This is a genomic window from Stappia indica (assembly GCF_020177335.1).
Classification (GTDB): Bacteria; Pseudomonadota; Alphaproteobacteria; order Rhizobiales; family Stappiaceae; genus Stappia; species Stappia indica_B.
Genome location: NZ_JAIVMG010000001.1, coordinates 26,600 through 41,025, shown reverse-complemented (window position 1 = coordinate 41,025; position 14,426 = coordinate 26,600). Strand labels below are relative to the sequence as shown.

At 65.7% G+C, this 14,426-nt stretch carries 11 protein-coding genes and 1 pseudogene; 4 read left to right on the top strand and 8 right to left on the bottom strand.

The window, feature by feature from the left end:
* Window positions 1-32: 32 nt before the first annotated feature.
* Together LC062_RS00155 and LC062_RS00150 are read right to left on the bottom strand one after the other, a co-directional pair.
* Window positions 33-875 (bottom strand): phosphoenolpyruvate hydrolase family protein, encoded by an 843-nt coding sequence (locus LC062_RS00155; protein WP_224909022.1) that lies wholly within the window; start codon window positions 873-875, stop codon window positions 33-35.
* Window positions 876-888: 13 nt separating this feature from the next.
* Window positions 889-2,079, bottom strand: a pseudogene (locus LC062_RS00150) (Tm-1-like ATP-binding domain-containing protein); the annotation flags it as partial.
* Window positions 2,080-2,290: 211 nt separating this feature from the next.
* Here LC062_RS00150 and LC062_RS00145 point away from each other — a divergent pair.
* Window positions 2,291-3,004 (top strand): hypothetical protein, encoded by a 714-nt coding sequence (locus LC062_RS00145; RefSeq protein ID WP_224909021.1) that lies wholly within the window; start codon window positions 2,291-2,293, stop codon window positions 3,002-3,004.
* Window positions 3,005-3,239: 235 nt separating this feature from the next.
* Here LC062_RS00145 and LC062_RS00140 read toward each other — a convergent pair whose 3' ends face one another.
* Together LC062_RS00140 and LC062_RS00135 are read right to left on the bottom strand one after the other, a co-directional pair.
* Window positions 3,240-4,121, bottom strand: a complete 882-nt coding sequence (locus tag LC062_RS00140; RefSeq protein WP_224909020.1) for an isocitrate lyase/PEP mutase family protein — start codon at window positions 4,119-4,121, stop codon at window positions 3,240-3,242.
* A 45-nt stretch (window positions 4,122-4,166) separates the two neighbouring features.
* A complete protein-coding gene (locus LC062_RS00135; protein WP_224909019.1) occupies window positions 4,167-4,856 on the bottom strand; it encodes a GntR family transcriptional regulator in 690 nt (229 codons plus the stop codon).
* A 181-nt stretch (window positions 4,857-5,037) separates the two neighbouring features.
* Here LC062_RS00135 and LC062_RS00130 point away from each other — a divergent pair, with 181 nt between their 5' ends.
* The 3 genes from LC062_RS00130 (at window position 5,038) to LC062_RS00120 (ending at window position 8,037) form a co-directional block, all read left to right on the top strand.
* Window positions 5,038-6,003: a Bug family tripartite tricarboxylate transporter substrate binding protein gene (locus LC062_RS00130; protein ID WP_224909018.1), complete on the top strand. Its 966-nt coding sequence runs from the start codon at window positions 5,038-5,040 to the stop codon at window positions 6,001-6,003.
* 66 nt (window positions 6,004-6,069) lie between these two features.
* Window positions 6,070-6,507, top strand: a complete 438-nt coding sequence (locus tag LC062_RS00125) for a tripartite tricarboxylate transporter TctB family protein (protein WP_224909017.1) — start codon at window positions 6,070-6,072, stop codon at window positions 6,505-6,507.
* 12 nt (window positions 6,508-6,519) lie between these two features.
* Complete coding sequence (locus tag LC062_RS00120) at window positions 6,520-8,037, top strand: tripartite tricarboxylate transporter permease (protein ID WP_224909016.1); 1,518 nt, start codon at window positions 6,520-6,522, stop codon at window positions 8,035-8,037.
* A gap of 91 nt (window positions 8,038-8,128) precedes the next feature.
* On the opposite strand, the gene LC062_RS00115 is transcribed toward LC062_RS00120, so the two are convergent.
* From LC062_RS00115 to LC062_RS00100, 4 genes are all read right to left on the bottom strand, one after another.
* Window positions 8,129-9,826 carry a phosphoenolpyruvate hydrolase family protein gene (locus LC062_RS00115; RefSeq protein WP_224909015.1) on the bottom strand — a complete coding sequence of 566 codons (1,698 nt, stop codon included), beginning with the start codon at window positions 9,824-9,826 and terminating at the stop codon, window positions 8,129-8,131.
* Window positions 9,827-9,963: 137 nt separating this feature from the next.
* Complete coding sequence (locus tag LC062_RS00110; protein ID WP_224909756.1) at window positions 9,964-10,932, bottom strand: DUF2950 family protein; 969 nt, start codon at window positions 10,930-10,932, stop codon at window positions 9,964-9,966.
* Window positions 10,933-11,017: 85 nt separating this feature from the next.
* A complete protein-coding gene (locus LC062_RS00105) occupies window positions 11,018-12,415 on the bottom strand; it encodes a DUF3300 domain-containing protein (protein WP_224909014.1) in 1,398 nt (465 codons plus the stop codon).
* Window positions 12,416-12,678: 263 nt separating this feature from the next.
* Complete coding sequence (locus tag LC062_RS00100) at window positions 12,679-14,304, bottom strand: arylsulfatase (protein WP_404829663.1); 1,626 nt, start codon at window positions 14,302-14,304, stop codon at window positions 12,679-12,681.
* Between the last annotated feature and the right edge of the window lie 122 nt (window positions 14,305-14,426).

The window sequence follows — 14,426 nt, the reverse complement described above, 5'->3', positions numbered from 1 at the left end:
CGGCCCCTGACCTTCGCTTCGCAAGCGTCCGGTTACCCGGCCTTCGTCATCGTGATGGCCTTGAACGCCCGGGTCTGCTCGGTCATCGCCACCTCGGTCGGCAGGCGCTCCATCGACGAGGCGCCGTAGAACCCGTGGCAATGGCGGGTGTTGGCCAGAACATATTCCGCATCCGACGGCATGGAGATCGGCCCACCGTGGCACAGAACGATCAGGTCCGGGTTGACGGCAAGCGCCGCTCCCGCCCAGGCGTCGATCAACGGCGGGCAGGCCTCCAGCGTCACGGCGGTATCGGCGCCGATGCTGCCGCCGGTGGTCAGCCCCAGATGGCAGACGATGATATCCGCCCCCGCCCTGGCCATCGCCTCCGCATCGGCTTCGCTGAAGACGTAAGGCGTGGTCAGCATGTCCTTTTCCGCGGCAAGGCGGATCATCTCCACCTCAAGCGCGTAGGACATGCCGGTTTCTTCCAGATTCTGCCGGAACACCCCGTCGATCAGACCGACGGTCGGGAAGTTCTGCACGCCGGAGAAGCCCAGCCGCTTCAGGTCATCAAGGAACATGTCGAAGTTGCAGAACGGATCGGTGCCGTTCACCCCGGCCAGAACCGGGGTGGATTTGGTCACCGGAATGACCTCCGAGGCCATGTCCTTGACGATCTCGTTGGCGTTGCCATAGGCCAGAAGCCCGGAGAGCGAGCCGCGCCCGGCCATGCGATAGCGCCCGGAATTGTAGATCACGATCAGGTCGATCCCGCCCGCTTCCTCGCATTTGGCCGACAGGCCCGTGCCGGCGCCGCCGCCGACGATCGGCACGCCCCGGGCCTTCATGTCCTGAAATTTCGCAAGCAGTGCCTTGCGGTCGAATCTCGGCATGGTCCTGTCCTTCTCAGTCGATGTCACGCAGCGCCGCGATGGCCGCGGCGGCAAACTCGGGCGAATTGATGTGATGCGGCACGCGGATCAGCTTGCGTGTCGCCGAGGGGATGAAGCGGGCGGTGATGGCGTCGAACAGCGCCGCGTCCGCCTCCGGATCCCAGAACGGCAGATCGGGCGCGTCGAGGGCCGACACGCCGCCTTCGGGCAGCAGGAACCGCACCGGGCCTTCCATCTGGTTGAGACGGCCGGCGATCCAGTCGCCCATGCGGGTGTTTTCCTCCGCCGTGGTGCGCATCAAGGTCACCTGCGGATTGTGCTCGTAGAAATTCCGCCCCTTGTAATGGGTCGGGACGGTGGCCGGTCCGCCGAAATTCACCATGTCGAGCGCACCGCAGGACCCGACATAGGGCACCCGGTGGCGGATGATCGCGCCGAACCGATCCTCATCGGCGGCCATCACCCCGCCCATCATCATGTCGCAGATCTCGGTGGTGGTGAGGTCGACCACCGCGCGCATGTAGCCGCTGTCGACCAGCTTTTCCATCGAGCGCCCGCCAACGCCGGTGGCGTGGAAGACGAAGGGCTCGTAAGTGTCCTCCAGCCCGGCGGCGACCGCCTGCACGGCAGCGGTGGTGACGCCGAACATGGTCAGCGCCAGGCCCGGCTTTTCGGCCTCGGACGGCGCGTCAACCGGCGGATGCTGGATCATGCCCGCCATGGCGGCGGCGCCATTGCCCAGCACCTGCCGCGAGATCGCGTTGAGGCCCTGCACATCCGTCACCGAATACATCATCATCATGTCGCAAGGGCCGACATAGGGCGCGACATCACCAGACGCGACGGTGGAGATCATCACCTTGGGCACCCCGACGGGCAGAACGCGCATGGCCGGGGTGGCCAGCGCCGTGCCGCCCGAGCCCGCCGCCGAAATCAGCCCGCCGATCTGGTCCAGACTAGCCGCAACCCAGGCCTCGAAGGCCTGCGACATGGCCGAAACGGCGGTGCCGCGATCGCCGGTGAAGACCGCCTTGGGCCCGCGCGGATGGGCGGCGGCAATCTCGCCCGCTGTGATGTCGGTCCCCGCGTCCCCGCCCGTGGTCGACAAATCGACGGTCTTGCAGGCGACCCCTGCCGCCTTCAGCCGGTCGGCCAGATAAGTCAGCTCGGCGGATTTGGTGTCGAAGGTTCCGGCGACAAGCACGGGTCTGGCGGTCATCTCTCATTCCTCCATGGGCAGTGGTGTCAGCTCACATGCGCGGCGCCCCACCCCCATCTGTTGTTGTTGCAAGCTGGCCTTCACGCGCTCCCCGTGGCACGGACCACAGGGCTGAACCGCAGGCGATGGTCCGCCATCGACTTGACACGCTCAACCGGTCGCGGCACCACACTTGGGTAAAATCGGGTAAGAAACGATGCCAACCGACACAAACCCCGCGTTGCTGCATTGGCAGATCTGGCACCCCCGTGCATCAGCGCCGGTCCCGTCTGGTATCCTGACCTTTGCACCGGGCGGCGCCGATCTGGGGCTCCCGCCAGAGGTCGCCGTGCATTTGCCAACCGCTGCGGGAAATCAGGTACTGCTCGACGCGCTGTCGCAGCCGGCGGGGCACCCGCGCACCACGGCGATCAAAGACAAGGCAGTCAGAGACAAGGCGGCCGGGCTTTTCATGGCCGATTGCTTCCTGCATGTGGAGCGCACGGCAGAGATCCTGCGCGCCGCCGGCATCGAGTGGGTCTGCAATCTGCCGACCGTCGGCCAGCACGACCGCGCTTTTCAGCATGTCCTTTCGCAGGTGAACATGGGCGTGGACCGGGAGCTGGCCGTGTGTGACGCCTTCCGCGCACGTGGCTTTCGCCTGCTGATCGCGGTCAGCGGAGCGGAAGAGGCTGCCCTGTGGGTCAGCCTCAACCCGGAGGCGATTGCCCATGTGCCGGCGCTTGCCGCCTTCCACACCGGCCGCCCCGCACTGTCGCAGCGCCGGGCGGCGGAAGCGGATTTGCGCGCCGCCCTCGCCGCAAAGGGCTGGAACGGGCTGTTTCTCCCCTATGGCGACCCGGCGGAAAGCACCGCGATGGGAGACCAGGCCGCCCCGTGCCTGTGTCCGCCCCGCGCCTGGCCGACATGATGCCCGGCGCCCCGTGCGAATGATCCGCCTCCAGAGACCGCACATGCAAACGGCGGGACGCGCACCATGCACGCATCCCGCCGCCGCAATTCTCAGTCTTGAGGGCCGGAAGGCCCCGGAAGCGCCGTCAGAGCGCGGTGCGCTTTGAGTGTGATAAAGCCCCGCAAGGGGCGTCATCCCGGACGCCGCACGAGCGGCGACCCGGGATGACGCCAAGTGGCACCGTTGTGCTTTGTCAGCCCTCTGAGAGCGCGTAGCGCTTTTCCATTTCGTCGAAATGCGCCTTGTTCACCATGCGCTGACGCTCGGCGAAGCTGGCCACCGGACCGTCTTCATCCAGCATGGTCTTTTCCTTCAGCTGGCCAAGGGCAACCTGCATGCCGTGCAGCGCGCTCTGCAAGGCGACATTGGCGTAGAGCACCAGCGAAAAGCCCATCTCATCCAGCGTCTTCAGATCCATGATCGGGGTGTGTCCACCGACCACCAGATTGACAAGCTGCGGGGTGCCCTTCAGCGCCTGCGGGATGCCTTGCACCTCGTCCAGCGTCTTCGGCGCCTCGACGAAGGTGATGTCCGCCCCGTCCTCGATGAAGGCGGCGGCCCGGTCCAGCGCCGCCTGATAGCCCTCGGTGGCTCGGGCGTCGGTGCGGGCGACGATCAGCGTGTTTTCATCCTGGCGCGCATCGACGGCGGCGCGGATGCGCGAGCGCGCCTCGGCGAGCGGCACCACGTCCTTGCCGGCGAAATGGCCGCAGCGCTTCGGCGTCACCTGATCCTCAAGCTGGATGGCGCTGGCGCCGGCCCGCTCCAGCACCCGCACCGTATGCGCCACGTTCAGCGCGTTGCCGAACCCGTTGTCCGCATCCACCACGATGGGCAGATCGGTCACGCCCCGGATCGCCGAGGTGTGCTGGGCAATTTCCGACAGGTTGATGAATCCCATGTCCGGCATGCCGAGATAGGTGTTGGTCAGCCCCGCGCCCGTCAGATAGACCCCTTCAAACCCCAGATCCGCGATCACCCGCGCCGCCAGCGCGTTCGGGGCTCCGGGCAGCAGCATGGCGCCGCCTTGGGCCAGACGCTGCTTGAAGGACTTGCTGATTTCATGATTGAGCACGAACGGTCTCTCTTTTCTTTCTCATGGTAATGGGGGCGGCGCGGATCAGGCGTCGTCGGATTTGAGCTGCGCCTCAAGGGAGGCCCAGCTGTTCTGGATGTGGCGGCGCATCAGCAGGCCCGCCACTTCGCTGTCGCCGGCGGCAATCGCTTCCACGATCCGCTCATGCTCCCGCAGGGCGGAAACGCCCCGCCCGGTCACATGGGTATGCCGGACCCGGAGCAGCGCGAGCTGCGGATAGAGCTCCTTCGTCAGATAGCGCTGAATGATCGCGTTGCCGGCCATGCGGGCAATGATGTTGTGAAAGTCGCGGTCGGTGCCCCCTTGCAGATAGGCGCCGGTCGGATGGGCGGCGACGTCCCGGGAGTGACCCGCCAGCACCGCGCGCAACTGCGCCACCGCTTCGGGAGAGGCGGATGCGGCGGCAAGGGACGCGGCCTGCGCCTCCAGCGCCTCGCGCACCTGGTAGAGCGCGCGGGCGTCGTCATAACTCATTTCGCGGACACGGGCACCGCTGTGCGGCACCACGGTCACCACCCCGGTCTCGGCGAGCATCTTCAGCGCCGCGCGAATCGGACCACGGCTGACATCGAAGCGCTTGGCCAGCGCCACCTCACCCAGGCGGGTTCCGGGCGCGAGCTCCCCGGCCAGGATTTCCTCGCACAGGCAGTCATGGATTCGCTGCGCCGCCAGCCCTGCCGGGCTCTCGTCTTTTGTAAACAATTCCGCAGCCATAGCGTTCCTTCACCCGCTCTCCACCGACCTCCATCCCGCATCAAAAAGCCCATTATTTGCGGACTTGTCAAGGAAATGCGCTGACCCCCATGCGTCTTGACAGAACCCGATCTTTGCTATTTTGTCCTACAATGTTGCAGTTTCACGACAGATCGTGGATGGGAGGAACCTGAGAAATCTCATGAAAATCGCAGCTCTGAAATATTGTGTCGCCGGCCTGCTCCTGGCCTCCACCGCCGCTCTTGCGGATGTCACCGCTCCGGAGTGCATCGCTCCGGCGAAGCCCGGTGGTGGCTTCGACCTGACCTGCCGCGTGGCCCAGACCGGCCTTGCCGCGCAGTTCGACAAGCCGATCCAGGTGACCTTCATGCCGGGCGGCATCGGCGCCGTGGCGTTCAGCCAGTTCAACACCACCCGCACCGACGACCCGAACGCGATTGTCGCCTTCTCGTCGGGCTCGCTGCTCAACATCGCCACCGGCAAGTTCGGTGAATTCACCGAGAACGACATCCGCTTCCTCGCCACCGTGGGCGCGGATTTCGGCGCCGTCGTCGTGCGGGCGGACAGCAAGTTCGAAACCCTCGATGACCTGATGGCGGTCTTCAAGGAGACCCCGGCCGAGGTGGTCGTCGGTGCCGGCGGCTCCGTCGGTTCGCAGGACTGGATGAAAGGCGCCCTGCTGCTCAAGTCCGTGGAAAGCAGCCCGCGCGACATGCGCTACGTGTCCTTTGAAGGTGGCGGCGAGGCCCTGGCGGCTCTTTTGGGCGGTTCCATCGACATGGTCACCGCCGATGTGGGCGAGGTGATTTCCCACCTGGAAGCCGGCAACATCCGCGTGCTGGCCGTGCTCTCCCCCGAGCGGCTCGACGCGCCGTTCGACCAGATCCCCACGGCGATCGAGCAGGGCTATGACGTCGAATGGACGATCATGCGCGGCTTCTACATGGGCAACAACGTGCCGGATGCGGACTACCAGGCCTGGGCAGATGCCTTCGCCAAGGCCTATGAGACCGAGGAGTTCCGCAAGATCCGCGAAGAAAAGGGGCTTTTGCCGCTGAACCTCTCCGGCGCCGAGCTTGACACCAAGGTCAAGCAGCGCATCGGCGAGCTGCGCCAGATCGCCCGCGACGCCGGTCTGATCAAGTAACCGTCAAGCCCGGCAGAAGCGCAATCTGCCGGGCTTTTTCGCTCTCACGACCCCGTGGACGGACACATGATCGACCGCATTTTCGCCGGCACATTACTCCTGATCACCCTGGCCTATGGCTTCATCGCCTTCACGCTCATCAAGGCGCCGTTCCAGTACGACCCGATCGGACCGGAAGGCTGGCCGCAGATCCTCGCCATCGTCGCGGTGATCTGCCTGATCATGCTGCTGATCCGGCCGGACGTGGACAGCCTCGACACCGACCGGCCAACCTGGATCAAGCTCGCCAGCGCTTCCGCGATGCTGCTCGCCTATGCGGAGCTTTACGAGCCGCTCGGCTTCATCATCGCCACAGCCCTGTTCGCCACGTTGATGGCGCGCCTTCTGGGCGCGGCCTGGGGGCGCTCGGCGGCGTTCGGCATCACCATCGGCGTTGCCGGATATCTCGTCTGCGCCGGCCTGATGGGCCTCAACCTTCCCGCCGGGCCGCTGCCCAAGATTTAAGGACGCCAAGAGATGCAAGAAGTTTTCGCCAGCCTGGGCACAGGCTTCGGCGTCGCGCTGGCGCCGTTCAACATCATGCTGGTGCTGATCGGCTGCTTCGCCGGCACACTCATCGGCGCCCTTCCCGGTATCGGCCCGATCAACGGCGTCGCCATTCTCCTGCCCATCGCCTATGGGCTGGGGCTGCCGCCCGAAAGCGCCCTGATCCTGCTCGCCGGCATCTACTACGGCGCCGAATACGGCGGCCGGATTTCGTCCATCCTGCTCAACGTGCCGGGGGACGCCGGCGCGGTGATGACCACGCTCGACGGCAACCCCATGGCCAAGCGCGGCGAAGCGGGGCGTGCCCTGTCGCTGTCGGCCATCGCCTCGTTCGTCGGCGGCACCTTCGCCGTCATCCTGATGTCCCTGTTCGGTCCGGCGCTGGCCCGCTTCGCGGTCACCTTCTCGCCGTCCGATTATGTGGCGCTGATGGTCTTCGCCTTCGCCTCGCTGGCCTCGCTGGTCGGCAAGAACCCGTGGAAGACCCTGATGGGCGCCTTGATCGGCCTGATGCTCGCCACCATGGGCATCGATGGCAACACCGGCGTGCCGCGCTTCACCTTCGGTGTGCCCGACCTTCTCGCCGGCATCGACTTCCTGATCGTGGTGATCGGCCTGTTCGGCATGGCCGAGCTGTTCCACCTGGTCGAGCAGCAGGTGACCGGCAAGCTCCAGACCCTGCCGGTCGACAACTCCTTCGTTCGCATGGCCGATCTGGCCAGAACGAAATGGACGATCCTGCGCGCTTCGATCATCGGCTTCTTCATCGGCATCCTGCCGGGAACCGGCGCCTCGGTGGCCTCGGCTGTCGCCTATGGCGCGGAAAAACGGGCGGCCGGCGCGGACACGAGCGAATTCGGCAAGGGCGACATGCGCGGCCTCGCCGCCCCGGAAGCGGCCAACAACGCAGCGGCCAGCGGCGCGATGGTGCCGATGCTGACGCTCGGCATCCCCGGCTCGGGCACCACCGCCATCCTGCTGGGCGCCCTGATGCTGTTCAACGTCCAGCCCGGCCCGCTGCTGTTCACCCAGCATCCGGAAATCGCCTGGGGTCTGATCGCCTCCATGTATGTGGGCAACGTGGCGCTCCTGATCATCAACCTGCCGCTGGTGGGCCTGTTCGCCCGGATGCTGACCATCCCGCAGCACTACCTGACACCGCTGATCGCCATCCTGGCCTTCATCGGGGTGTATTCGATTGTCGGCAATCCCTTCGATCTGTTCCTGATCATCCTGCTGGGCATGTTCGGCTGGCTGCTGCGCAAGATGGAATTCCCGCTCGCACCGGTCATTCTCGGCTTCGTGCTCGGTGGGCTGTTCGAGGACAACCTGCGCCGCGCCCTGTCGATCTCGGCCGGTGATTGGGAGATCCTGGTGGAGAGCTGGAAGAGCCTGGCGCTCTACGGGCTTGCCGTGCTCGCGGTGGTGCTGCCGGCAACCCTGTCCTACCTCAACAAACGCCGAGCGCGTGACCGCGCCCCAACTTGAGACAGGCGGCGATCCGCCACCCTTTCTCGCACGGCCCCTTGAGGAGAAATCTTCAAGGGGCTTTTTTTTCGCATTACCCCCTGAGGCACACCTAGCCGGTAACGCCGTACCGGCGCATCCGATTGTAGAGCGTCTTGCGCGAGATCCCCAGCGCTGCGGCGGTCTTGCCCCGGTGGAAGCCGTTGCGCCACAGCGCGTCGATCAGGCGCGTCTTCGCATCCAGAACAGTGGCCCCAGCCAGTGCGCCCGCAGCATTGCCAATAATCCCGCGCACATCCTCAGGGTTGAGTTCGCCGTCATGGCCCAGGGAGGTCATCACCCCGACCACCCGGTCGATCTCCAGATCGTTGGCGGCCCACAGATGGCCGCGCAGCACCTGCACCGCCGCCGCCGAAAACCGGGGGACCTGCCGAGGGGGCCGCCCAACGCCGGCCATCCGCGCCGCGATCAGTCCGACGATGTCCGGGGAGCGCGCACGCACCGGCGGATAGGTCAGCGTCCAGCCCTCCAACAGGGCGGACAGCTCCGGCACCAGTGCCGCCGCATCTGCCCCGCCCTCGTCGATCACCACCAACCGTGCGGTGAGCTTCAGCGGCGCCCGGGTCTTCGGATGCGCCACGGTTTCGCGCCTGAGCCGCATGGCAAGCCGCCGCTGCCCGCCCCTGGGGATCAGATGGGCATTGCGCAAGACAACGACCCGGGTGGTCGGGTCGGTGAGAAGCCCCAGTGTCGTCAGGTCGCCGCGCTGGTGCCCGAGCAAGCGCCGAACCGCATGAGAGGCAAGGCTTTCCTGCGCCGCATCGACGATCCGCACCGCCTCCCCCGCCCCCTTCGACAGAGCGCCGATCACCGGGCCGTCATCGAGCCCGCTTTCGCAGACAACCCTGAGCGGATGGGCGCTGGCGCACATCTTCCGCAAGGTCTTGAGAAAGGCGATCAGGCAAGGGGCCCGCCCGACGAAGCCGAGCGGCCGCGACCAGTCCAGCACCTCCTGATCGGCCGCCACGATCTGCCGGCGCGCCTCGCCCGCCTGCTTGTAGCCGGCGATCCGGTTGGCCACCGCCGCCTCGAAGGGCAGCCGGTCAAGGGTGGAGCCGCCAACATAGCCATCGATGGGCGCATGCAGCGCCACATGGGCAAGATCATCCGAGGTATCGATCGGGCCGCCTTCGAGGAAGAAGCGGATGGTCGGGTCGACCCGCTTGATCAAACGGCCGATGCTGTGGGCAATCGCACCGGCCTCTTCCAGCGACATGCGGGCCTCATGCCCCAGCCGCCCACCGACGTTCCAGCCGAAATTATAGAGAATGTTGCGCAGGCCCGCCTCGGCCGCCCGCCGCGCTTCCTCCGCCGAGCCGCAATAGTAAAGGCTCTCCAGCCCCAGATCCTGCGCCGCCCGGAGAATTTCGATTTCCCTGTCGGCATCGATTCCGACAGTGGCCAGCACCTCTCGCAGGCTCGCGGAGAGCAGCATCACCGGCGGGAAGTTGACCACACCGGCGAACCCCATCTCCCGGGCCCGGCGCCCCGGCGCCACTGGGTCCCCCGCCCGCGCCCAGCAATTGACCCCGAGAAAGACCGGCACCTGAGCCCGCGGCAGGATCTCCCGCATCGCCACGTCGATGCTGATCGTGTCCGCGTCATGGGTGGGAAGGGTGGAGGCTATCGACGGCGCGCCCATGTTGCGCAGGCGTCCGGCATTGATCGCCAGCAGGAAGTCGGCGCCGCCGACCTCCGCCGCATGCGCGGCAATGCCACTGCCGACAACCGCGCCCACCACCAGATCCATGGGTCTTCTCTCCGCACCCCAGCCCCGTCTGCACATGCCACAGGAGCGCGGGGAACGGAAGCCAATGCACGCAGGCGCCACGCGACGACGCGCCTTTTCGATGGGCGAAACCTGAACCGCGCGGATCGTTGCCGGCGTCAGTCGCGCACCACCTCCCAGCTCTCATCCGGGTTGAAGCGCTCCATCTCGCGCGCCAGTGTGTCCGTCTGAGGTCCGAGATCCGCCTGATACAGCGTGCCGTGGTGACTGATGGCGAAGGTGTAGACCCCGGTCTCGCCATAACGCACCGGCCAGGCGACAAGGGCGAAGCCGGCGATCATGTTGCCATTGATGATGTAGTCGTAGTGCCCACCGGCAATGTTTTCGCCCTGCCCGGTCAGCACCCGGAAGCGATAGCCGAAATAGCCCTCGCCCTCGGCCGCGCGGTCAAGCGCGGCCTGGTCGGTGAAGGCCCCGGCCGGGCTCGGCTCGACGGTATCGGTTTCCGGCCAGTAGAGCCCGTCCTGCGCGCCATCGGAGCTGACAAGTTTCTGGGCGAATTCCAGCACGCCATCGTCATCCCAATCGCCTGCGGCGTAGCTTTCCTGCGCCTCCACATAGGCCCGCGCGGTGGCAATGGCTTCCAATTCGTTCTCGCCAATGCGCCGGTTCACGATTTCCTGGAGCCCCGCATAAGTATCAAAGGACCACCGGCCATCCTCTCCCTTGACCACAGGGAATGGCAGGGGCCAGAGGATCCGTCCGATCCGGATCAGCACCCGGTCGCCCAGCTCGCTGACGCTGACCCGCCGGGCCGCGCCTTCGCGAATGACGGCGAAGGTCTCCAGCGTTGCCTCCGAGCCCTTCACCGCATCCGGATCGAGACCGAGAAGCTCCACCGTCGCGGCGAGATCCCCCGCCGCAAGACGGTCCTTGAACGCCTGAACGGCTTCCTCCGACGAGGCAAAGGTGGGCGGTTCCTCCTCGGACACGAAGGCGGCAATGCCGGCGGGCTCCTGCGCCTGCTTCTGCTCTTGCTCCTGCGCCCGCGCATCGCCCACACCCGGGCCAGAAGGTGCGAGCAAGAAGCCGCCCCCCAGGGCAAGCAGGATCAGCAGCCGAAACATACCCGTTTTCATGATCCGTCCTTCCAGTGAAGACTTGAATGCACGCGGCCGGACACCGTCCATCCGCGAGTTGCCCGGCCTCGGCTCAACGCCGGCGCCCGCCGCCGCCGCGCTGGACTGTCCTGTGTGCCCGGTTGCCGCCGCGCTGGCCACCGCCCATCGACTGCCGCCCCCGGTTGGAATGCACACCGGCGGCACGCCCACTGCGCACCTGCCCCAGCCCGGACGGGTTTTTCGGCCGCCGGTCCACCCGCCCCGCGGGACGCGCCTTCCCCGGTGCCCGGTTCTGGGCCTTGCTTCGGGCCTTGGTGTTCGCCGCCTTGGAGCGCGCGCCCTGCCCGCCCTTGCGGGCGACATTGCCCTGGGCCGGCTTCGCCGCCGGCCGGGTCCGTGCGGTCGGCGTTCCGGGCTTGGCCTTCAGCCCCTCCAGCGTCGATTTGCGTACATCCTGACCGGTGCGGTTGCCGCCGCCCGTGCCGGGCCGCTTGTCCCTGGCCAGCGACGACGCCCGGTTGCCGATGTTGTTGCCCTTGTTCGCCTCGATGTTGTTGCGCAAGTTGGTCCGGTCGATCTTGCCGAGCTGGGTCTTGTCGAAGGAGATCTTCGACCGGTCGACGTTGCGCCAGTCCACATCGCCGATATTGATCTTGCCGTTGAAGTCGACGTTGTTGAGACACCTGTTGCAATTGATGTTGACATTGCCGCCGTTCCAGCGCCCGCCCCAGACGCCCCACCGGTTCCAGTCGATCACCGCGCCCCAGATCACGCCCGTCACGACGCCAGCGAAGAAGGTGGCGCCGGGGGAGTAATAGATCGGATAGGGGTCGGGGTAGTAGCTGATCGGCACGGGTTGATAGTCCGGCACATACAGCATCTCCGGCGGGTATTGCGGAATGTAGACCACATCCGGCTTGGCCGGCTTGATGACGATGCTGTCATTTTCCTCCACCACCTGGATCTTGTCATCGGATTTGATGATGCCCGCGGCCTGCGCCTCGGCCCGCAGCTGCTGGATGGCGACCAGCACATCCTTTTGCTGCGCGCCCAGAGCCGCCGCCAGCGACTGGGTCCAGTCCAGATCGTCGCTCATCATCTTGACGATCTGCGGATAGTTCAGCAGCGAGATGACGCTGCCGTCCCAACTGCTTTTCGGCTCCAGCTTGTCGTTCTTCGCCCGCTCGTCGAGAAACCGCGACGCCTCGACGATCTGCAAGGGATAGAGCGACGCGGCGGAGATCAGCGCCACCAGTTCGTCCGGATAAAGGGCGATCCGCGCCACCAGAACCTCAAGCTCATCCTCGCTGAGCAGGTCCGACGCCGTGTCGGTTGCCGGGCTCTGGGCGGCAGTGGAGGCTGGCGACGGCTGCGGCACGGGGATCTGTTGCTGTGCCTGCGCGCGCACGGCGGCGCCGGGGGGCAAGGCCGTGCCCGTGATCAGAAGCCCCATGGACGTCAGCGCAACCAGCGCATGATGTCGCAGCATTGAACCCTCCTCCCTCGAACGGCGGTGCGCACGGTGCCGGTTCGTTTCCTGTTCATGCGTACAGGTGGAGCGGGGATATGACACCCGCTCCACGCTTGAGCCCGGTTGCAGGCGCGGGCGATGGCCCTCCTGCCGGCTTCAGCCCATGCATGGTACAACGTCAGGCCGCAGGAGGCGAGCCATACCAGCCGGGCGGCTCACGGGAGCCGCCCGGCCGATCGTGCGTGCAAGACCGCCCCCTTCAGGGAGACAATCGTGTCTCGTCAGTTCGCCAGGCCTTCGCTCAGCTTTTTCTCAATGCTGCTGAGGTTGAACGAACCGGGCGTCTGGCTCGGCGGATACTCCGTCATGGTCTTGAGGAACTGAGCGGCCAGTGCCTGGATCGGCACCAGAATGAACGCACGGTCGAGGAACCAGTCATTGTAGGTGTTCGAATTGTGCTGGGCCCGCTCGAACGGATCGCGGCGCAGGTTGAACAGCAGCGGCGTCCGCAGTTCGATGAACGGTTCGCGCCAGACCCCGAACGCCTGCCCCCGGTTCTCCAGAAACACCACCTTCCAGTCGTCGTAGCGCGCGGCAACCACGTTGCCATCGTCGTTGACGTACCAGAACTCATGACGCGGCGCTTCACCCTTGCCTTCCAGATACGCAAGCTGGTTGTAGCCATCGATATAGTTGCGATAGCTCCGCCCGTTCAGCTCTACCCCTTCGCGCAGTTGTGCCTTGATATCGGCATTGCCGGCGATGGCTGCGAAGGTCGGCAGCCAGTCCTCATGGGCGACGATGCCGTTCAGGGTCTTGCCCGCCGGGAAGCGCCCCGGCCAGCGCACGAAGGCCGGCACCCGGTAGGCGCCTTCCCAGTTCGAGTTCTTCTCGCTGCGGAACGGGGTGGTGCCCGCGTCGGGCCAGGTGTTGTAGTGGGGGCCGTTATCGGTCCCGTACATCACCACCGTGTTGTCGGCGATGCCCAGATCGTCGAGCTGCTTCAGCAACTCGCCCACCAGCATGTCATGCTCGACCATACCGTCGTGGTAGTTGTTGCCGCTTGGGCCGGCGATCCCCTTGTGCTCCTCCTTCACATGGGTGCGGAAATGCATCCGGGTCGCATTCCACCACACGAAGAACGGCTTGCCCGCCTCGTGCTGACGCTTGATGAAATCCATGGCGGCGGCGACCGTTTCCTCGTCCACCGTTTCCATGCGCTTCCGGGTGAGCGGCCCGGTATCCTCGATGCGCTGGGTGCCGTCCTCGTTGGCCCAGGAGTGAATGACCCCGCGCGGGCCGAACTGTTCGCGGAAGGTCTTGCCGTTGGCCAGCACCATATCGCCCGGGTAATCACGGTTTTCCGGCTCTTCCTCCGCATTCAGGTGATAGAGATTGCCCAGGAACTCGTCGAAACCATGCATCGTCGGCAGGTGCTCGTCCCGGTCACCCTGATGGTTCTTGCCGAACTGGCCGGTGGCATAGCCCTCCGACTTCAGCACCGTCGCCATGGTCACATCGGTTTTCTGCCAGCCCTGCTCGGCGCCGGGCAATCCCACCTTGGTCATGCCGGTGCGCACCGGCACGTTGCCGCCGATGAAGGCCGCACGTCCGGCGGTGCAGCTCTGCTGCGCATAGTAATCGGTAAAGCTGAGACCTTCCTTGGCGATCCGGTCGATGTTCGGCGTCTCGTAGCCCATCATGCCCCGGTTGTTGAAGCTGATGTTCCAGGTGCCGATATCATCGCCCCAGATCACCAGGATGTTCGGCTTGGCGTCCTCCTGTGCCTGCGCGGCGGAAAGCGTTGCCAGCGCGGCAATCCCGCAGGCCAGAACGCCTGTCCCCAGGACCACCGCGGATACTCTCAGGAATTTCGGAAATTCACGATGCCTCGTTCTCCCAAGCATTGTCCTCTCCCTTTTCCAACGCATTGAAACAAATAAGAGATCAAATTCCCCGCATCCATTGGGACACGCCAAAAGCATTTAAGCGTCGCGGGCGCACGGCAGAAGCGCCGCTCCCCTTCCCG